5 protein-coding genes are annotated in these 6597 nt (G+C 66.0%); 1 reads left to right on the forward strand and 4 read right to left on the reverse strand.

Annotation, left to right across the window (positions count from 1 at the left end):
• Positions 1-106: 106 nt before the first annotated feature.
• A complete protein-coding gene (locus tag ABE456_RS18725) occupies positions 107-970 on the forward strand; it encodes a universal stress protein (RefSeq protein ID WP_346645238.1) in 864 nt (287 codons plus the stop codon).
• A 145-nt stretch (positions 971-1115) separates the two neighbouring features.
• Here ABE456_RS18725 and ABE456_RS18730 read toward each other — a convergent pair whose 3' ends face one another.
• Genes ABE456_RS18730 through ABE456_RS18745 form a run of 4 tightly spaced genes read right to left on the reverse strand, consistent with a single transcriptional unit; the run spans position 1116 to position 6230 of the window.
• On the reverse strand, positions 1116-1319 hold the full coding sequence (locus ABE456_RS18730) for a formate dehydrogenase subunit delta (protein WP_346645239.1): 204 nt from the start codon (positions 1317-1319) through the stop codon (positions 1116-1118).
• The gene (gene fdhF, locus ABE456_RS18735) at positions 1316-4198 is read right to left on the reverse strand and encodes a formate dehydrogenase subunit alpha (RefSeq protein WP_346645240.1); all 2883 of its coding nucleotides are present in this window, start codon (positions 4196-4198) and stop codon (positions 1316-1318) included. Before fdhF ends, ABE456_RS18730 begins: the two co-directional genes overlap by 4 nt.
• Positions 4195-5754 carry an NADH-ubiquinone oxidoreductase-F iron-sulfur binding region domain-containing protein gene (locus ABE456_RS18740; protein ID WP_346645241.1) on the reverse strand — a complete coding sequence of 520 codons (1560 nt, stop codon included), beginning with the start codon at positions 5752-5754 and terminating at the stop codon, positions 4195-4197. The genes fdhF and ABE456_RS18740 overlap by 4 nt, the downstream gene beginning before the upstream one ends.
• Positions 5748-6230 (reverse strand): formate dehydrogenase subunit gamma, encoded by a 483-nt coding sequence (locus ABE456_RS18745; RefSeq protein ID WP_346645242.1) that lies wholly within the window; start codon positions 6228-6230, stop codon positions 5748-5750. Before ABE456_RS18745 ends, ABE456_RS18740 begins: the two co-directional genes overlap by 7 nt.
• Positions 6231-6597 lie beyond the last annotated feature (367 nt).

The following is a 6597-nucleotide window of genomic DNA, read 5'->3' on the forward strand; positions in this document are numbered from 1 at the left end:
CGGCGGGCGGCGCCAGTGACTATGCTTGACGTACATCAAGCGCCAGCGGGGGACGCGCCGACTATAGTCAGTCATTGGTCGCCACCTTTGAAGGGAGCTAACGCCCATGCAAGCCGTCCGCAGCATCCTCGTCGTCCTCGACCCCTCGCACGCCCACAGCCGCGCCTTGACCCGGGCCAAGCTGATCGCTGGCGTCACCGGTGCGCGCCTGCACCTGCTGATGTGCGACAAACGGCATGACCACAGCGCGCTGCTGAGCCTGCTGGGCAGCCAGCTGCACGATGATGGCTACGACAATGTCACCCATGAAGAAGCCTGGCGCGACAACCTGCACGACACCATCATCCATGTGCAGCAGGCCGAAGGCTGCGAGCTGGTGATCAAGGAACACCGCCCGGACAACCCACTGAAAAAAGCCCTGCTCACCCCCAGCGACTGGAAGCTGCTGCGCCAGTGCCCGTGTGCCGTGCTGATGGTCAAGAGCGAGCGGCCGTGGACCGGTGGAAAGGTCCTGGCGGCGGTGGATGTGGGCAACCAGGACGAGGACCACCGTCGCCTGCATGCCAGCATCATCGACCATGGCTTTGAGATTGCCAAACTGGCCAAGGGCGAGCTGCATGTGATCAGTGCCCATCCGTCGCCGATGCTGTCGGCGTCGGACCCGGTGTACCAGTTGAGCGAATCCATCGAGAAGCGCTACCGCGAGGCGTGCTCGGCGTTCCAGGCCGAGTACGGCATCAGCGAAGACCACCTGCATGTGGCCGAGGGGCCGGCGGATGTGCTTATTCCGCATACCGAGAAAAAGCTTGATGCGGTAGTGACGGTGATTGGTACCGTGTGCCGCACGGGGATTACCGGGGCGTTGATTGGTAATACTTCGGAAGTGGTGCTGGATGCACTGGAGGGGGATGTGCTGGTGCTCAAGAGCGAGGAGGCGATTGCCCACCAAGCAGAGCTGGCCCGCGGCTGAATCTGTCTTCCTCAGGAAGACACATGATTCTTTGAAATTGCAGGGCCCCTGTGGGAGCGGTTTTACCCGCGAATGCGTGGTTGGACTCACCGCCGCATTCGCGGGTAAACCCGCTCCCACAAGGTTTCTTCTTGCGGCCGGAAATCTAGGCCAACGCCTCGCGCACCTTCGGGTCCAGCCCCTCCCCTGCATTGGCCTCGATCCACTCCACCAACTGCCGGCGCATGGCCGGCGTCCAGAAGTTCTGCAAGTGCTGCCGCACCCCTTGCACCGCCAGCGCCCGGTTTGGCTCGCTGTCGAAGTAATGGGCGATCTGGTTGGCCATCTTGACCAGGTTGTCACTGCTCATCGGCGCACCTCGGCTTTCTCCGCAATGCGGCGTTCCTTCAGCAGGCGCCGCTGTTCATCACTGAAGTCCTGGTAGCGCTTCTGCCACTGCGATGGCTGGAACACCTTCACCACCTCCACTGCCGTCACCTTGTACTCGGGGCAGTTGGTGGCCCAGTCGGAGTTGTCGGTGGTGATCACGTTGGCCCCCGACTCGGGGAAGTGGAACGTGGTGTACACCACCCCCGGCGCCACCCGCGCACTGACTTTGGCACGCAGCACGGTCTGCCCGGCGCGGCTGCCGATGCCAACCCAGTCACCGTCATGGATGCCACGGCTTTCAGCATCGGCCGGGTGAATCTCCAGGCGGTCGGCATCATGCCAGGCAACGTTGGCGGTACGCCGGGTCTGGGCGCCGACGTTGTACTGGCTGAGGATGCGCCCGGTGGTGAGCAGCAGCGGGTAACGGTTGTTGACCTTCTCGTCGGTGGGCACGTAGCCAGTGAGCATGAAGCGCCCCTTGCCACGCACGAACTGGTCGATGTGCATGGTCGGCGTGCCATCGGGCGCGGCGTCGTTGCACGGCCACTGCAGGCTGCCGTGGCGGTCGATCTCGGCGTAGCTGACGCGGTGGAAGGTCGGCGTCAGGCGGGCGATCTCGTCCATGATCTCGGATGGGTGGCGGTAGTTCATCGGGTAGCCCAAGGCATTGGCCAGGGCCACGGTGGCTTCCCAGTCGGCCTTGCCGGCCAGCGGCTCCATGACCTTGCGCACTCGCGAAATACGCCGCTCGGCATTGGTGAATGTGCCGTCCTTCTCCAGGAACGAGCTGCCCGGCAGGAACACATGGGCGAACTTGGCCGTTTCGTTGAGGAAGATGTCCTGCACCACCACGCACTCCATGGCGCGCAGGGCCGCAGTGACGTGCTGGGTGTTGGGGTCGCTCTGGGCAATGTCCTCGCCCTGGCAGTACAGGGCCTTGAAACTGCCGTCCAGCGCCGCTTCGAACATGTTGGGGATGCGCAGGCCCGGGTCGGGCTGCAGGGTCACACCCCAGGCGCGCTCGAACTCGGCGCGCACGCCCTCGTTGGAAATATGCCGGTAGCCTGGCAGCTCGTGGGGGAACGAGCCCATGTCACACGAGCCCTGCACGTTGTTCTGCCCGCGCAGCGGGTTCACCCCTACCCCTTCACGGCCAATGTTGCCGGTGGCCATGGCCAGGTTGGCGATGCCCATCACCGCGGTGCTGCCCTGGCTGTGCTCAGTCACACCCAGGCCGTAGTAGATCGCCGCATTACCGCCGGTGGCGTACAAGCGGGCGGCGGCGCGGATCTGCTCGGCAGGCACGCCACAGACCGGGCCGAGCACCTCGGGGGCATTTTCCGCCAGGCTGACGAAGTCGCGCCAGCGGGCGAAGTCCTCGGTTTCGCAGCGAGCATCGATAAAACGCTGGGCCAGCAAGCCTTCAGTGACGATCACATGGGCCAGGGCGTTGAGCATGGCCACGTTGGTGCCCGGGCGCAGTTGCAGGTGCAGCTCGGCGCGCGCGTGCGGCGAGTCGACCAGGTCGATGCGCCGTGGGTCGATCACGATCAAGCGCGCGCCTTGGCGCAGGCGGCGCTTGAGCTGCGAGCCGAACACCGGGTGGGCGTCGGTCGGGTTGGCGCCGATCACCAGCACCACGTCGGCCTGCATCACCGAATCGAAGCTTTGCGTGCCGGCCGACTCACCCAGGGTCTGCTTCAGGCCATAGCCGGTTGGCGAATGGCACACCCGCGCACAGGTGTCGACGTTGTTGTTGCCGAACGCCGTGCGCACCAGTTTCTGCACCAGGTAAGCTTCTTCGTTGGTGCAACGGCTGGAGGTGATGCCGCCGATGGAGTCACGCCCGTACTTCAGCTGAATACGGCGGAACTCGCTGGCGGCGTAGGTCACCGCCTCGTCCCAGCTCACTTCCTGCCACGGGTCTTCCAGGCGCTTGCGGATCATCGGCTTGGTGATGCGGTCCGGGTGGGTGGCGTAGCCCCAGGCGAAGCGGCCCTTGACGCAGGCGTGGCCGTGGTTGGCGCCGCCGTTCTTGTCGGGGACCATGCGCACCAGCTGGTCACCCTTCATTTCCGCGCGGAACGAGCAACCTACGCCGCAGTAGGCGCAGGTGGTGATGACCGAGCGTTCAGGCTGGCCCAGCTGCACCAGGCTCTTTTCCGTCAGGGTTGCGGTCGGGCAGGCCTGCACGCAGGCACCGCACGACACGCACTCGGAGGCGAGGAAGTTGTCGCCGCCCGCCGCCGCCACCCGCGACTCAAAGCCACGCCCGGTGATGGTCAGGGCGAAGGTGCCCTGGATGTCTTCGCAAGCGCGCACGCAGCGGCTGCAGACGATGCACTTGCTTGGTTCGTAATCGAAGTACGGGTTGGATACGTCCTTTTTCTCGGCCAGGTGGTTGGCGCCGTCGTAGCCGTAGCGCACTTCGCGCAGGCCCACCTGGCCGGCCACGGTCTGCAGCTCGCAGTTGCCGTTGGCCGAGCAGGTCAGGCAGTCCAGCGGGTGGTCGGAGATGTACAGCTCCATCACGTTGCGCCGCAGCCCAGCCAGGCGCGGGGTTTCGGTGCGTACCACCATGCCTTCGCTGACCGGGGTGGTACACGACGCCGGGTAGCCGCGCATGCCTTCGATTTCCACCATGCACATGCGGCACGAGCCGAAGGCTTCAAGGCTGTCGGTGGCGCACAGTTTGGGGATGCTGGTGCCGAGCATGGCCGCGGCGCGCATCACCGAGGTGCCGGCGGGCACGCTGATGGCACGGCCATCGATGCTCAGGCTGACCTGCACCTCGCTGTCACGGGCCGGGGTGCCGAGGTCGCTGCTTTTATCAGAAGCGGGGTCGAAGAAATTGATCACTGCGCGGCCTCCGTGGTGGTCAGCCCGAAATCGGCGGGGAAGTACTTGAGGGCGCTGGCCACCGGGTAGGCGGTCATGCCGCCCATGGCGCACAGCGAGCCGTACTGCATGGTGTCGCACAGGTCGCGGAGCAGCAGGGCCTGGTCGTGGCGCTCGGTGAGGTCGCTGCTGGCGATCAGCCGGTCGACCACCTCCATGCCACGTGTAGAACCTATGCGGCATGGGGTGCACTTGCCACAGGATTCCTCGGCGCAGAACTGCAGGGCAAAGCGCGCCATGCTGGCCATGTTCAGGGTGTCGTCAGCCACCACCACACCGCCATGGCCAAGCATCGCGCCCATGGCGGCAAAGGCTTCATAGTCCAGCGGGGTGTCGAAGTGGCTGGGTGGCACCCAGGCACCGAGCGGGCCACCGACCTGCGCGGCCTTCAGTGGCCGACCGCTGGCGGTACCGCCGCCATAGCCTTCCACCAGCTCGCGCAGGGTCAGGCCGAAAGCGCGTTCCACCAGGCCGCCCTGGCGGATGTTGCCGGCCAGCTGGAACGGCATGGTGCCCAGCGAGCGGCCCATGCCAAAGTCGCGGTAGAACGCCGCGCCCTTGGCCAGGATGATGGGCACAGAAGCCAGGGTGAGCACGTTGTGTACCAGCGTTGGCAGGCCGAACAGGCCTTGCAACGCGGGCAACGGCGGCTTGGCACGGACGATGCCGCGCTTGCCTTCGATGGATTCGAGCAGTGCGGTTTCTTCACCGCAGATGTAAGCGCCAGCACCAACCCGCACTTCCAGGTCGAAGGCTTGGCCGCTGCCGGCTACGTCTGTGCCGAGGTAACCGGCGGCACGGGCGATGGCGAAGGCCTGGTCGAGCACGCGGATGGCGTCGGGGTACTCCGAGCGCACATAGATGTAGCCCTTGTCGGCGCCCACGGCGAGGCCGGCGATGATCATGCCCTCGATCAGCAGGAACGGGTCACCCTCCATCAGCATGCGGTCGGCGAAGGTGCCAGAGTCACCCTCGTCGGCGTTGCACACCACGTACTTTTGCCCAGCCCCGGCGTCACGCACGGTGCGCCACTTGATGCCAGCCGGGAACGCCGCACCGCCGCGGCCGCGCAGGCCGGAGTCGAGCACGGCGGTGACCACTTCGGCACCGTTCAGGGCCACGGCCGCTTCGAGGCCGGCGAAACCACCGTGGGCGCGATAGTCGTCCAGCGACAATGGGCGGGTGATGCCGGCACGGGCGAACAGCAGGCGCTGCTGGGTCTTGAGGTAAGGGATGTCTTCGACCAGCCCCAGCGCCAACGAATGGCCACCAGGCTCGCCGGCCAGGGCATCGAGCAATGACGGCACGTCTTGCGGGGTAACCGGGCCAAAGCCCAGGCGCCCTTGCGCGCTGTCGCACTCCAGCAGCGGCTCCAGCCAGTACAGCCCGCGTGAGCTGGTGCGCTGGATGTCCAGCGGCAACTGCCGGCGCTCGGCCTCGCGCTGCAGGGCATCGACGACCTGGTCGGCACCCACGGCACGGGCTACCGAATCGCAGGGAATGTATAGCTTCAGCATGCTGTGTCCTCCCGGCAACCGTTCACCAATGCACGCAGGCGCTCAGGGGTGAGCCGCGCGTGTACCTGGCCATCCAGCTCCAGCGCCGGCGAGCAGGCGCAAGCGCCCAGGCAATACACTGGGCGCAGGCTGATGGCGCCGTCGGCGCTGGTGCCGTGGTCGTCCAGTGCCAGTTGATCGCGCAGTTGCGCGGCCAAGGCCTCGGCGCCACGGCTCTGGCACGACTCGGCGCGGCACAGGCGCAGGGTATGGCGCGCTGGCGGTGTGGTGCGGAAATCGTGGTAGAAGCTGATCACCCCGCGCACCTCGGCCAGGCTGAGGTTCAGGGCATGGGCGATTTCGGGCACAGCGGCATCGGGGATGTAGCCGATGTCGTTTTGGATGGCATGCAGGATCGGCAACAGAGCGCCGGGGGTATCCTTGTCGCGGGCCAGGATGCGGTGGATCACGGGCAGGTGGAGCAATTCATCAGGCATACAGCGGACCTCGGCATCACGGACCCTGCCTGAATTATTGTGAGGGCAGGTATCCGGCGTGTTCTGCTGCGGCGCGCCGGTCACGTCACGGTTGCGTGGTGCGGCGGCCTCCTCGCCCACGGCCGCGCGTCTGCGCGCGCTGGTCCGAAGGCATCCTGCAAGCATGGCACTTGTGGCGCCGGGGGGTTGCGTGCGAGCGACCAGGCGCATCCTGAAACCGACGCGGGTTGATGCTGCCCTTATGCGGGCGGCGCTCTGAGGTGCCTGCACTTGTGGGAGCGGCCTTGCGTCGCGAAAGGGCTGCAAAGCAGCCCCAACAATATTCGCCGTGACGCAAAAATCCTGGGGCCGCTTTGCGGCCCTTTCG

Origin of the sequence: Pseudomonas sp. TWI929, assembly GCF_039673335.1 — a bacterium.
Lineage (GTDB): Bacteria > Pseudomonadota > Gammaproteobacteria > Pseudomonadales > Pseudomonadaceae > Aquipseudomonas.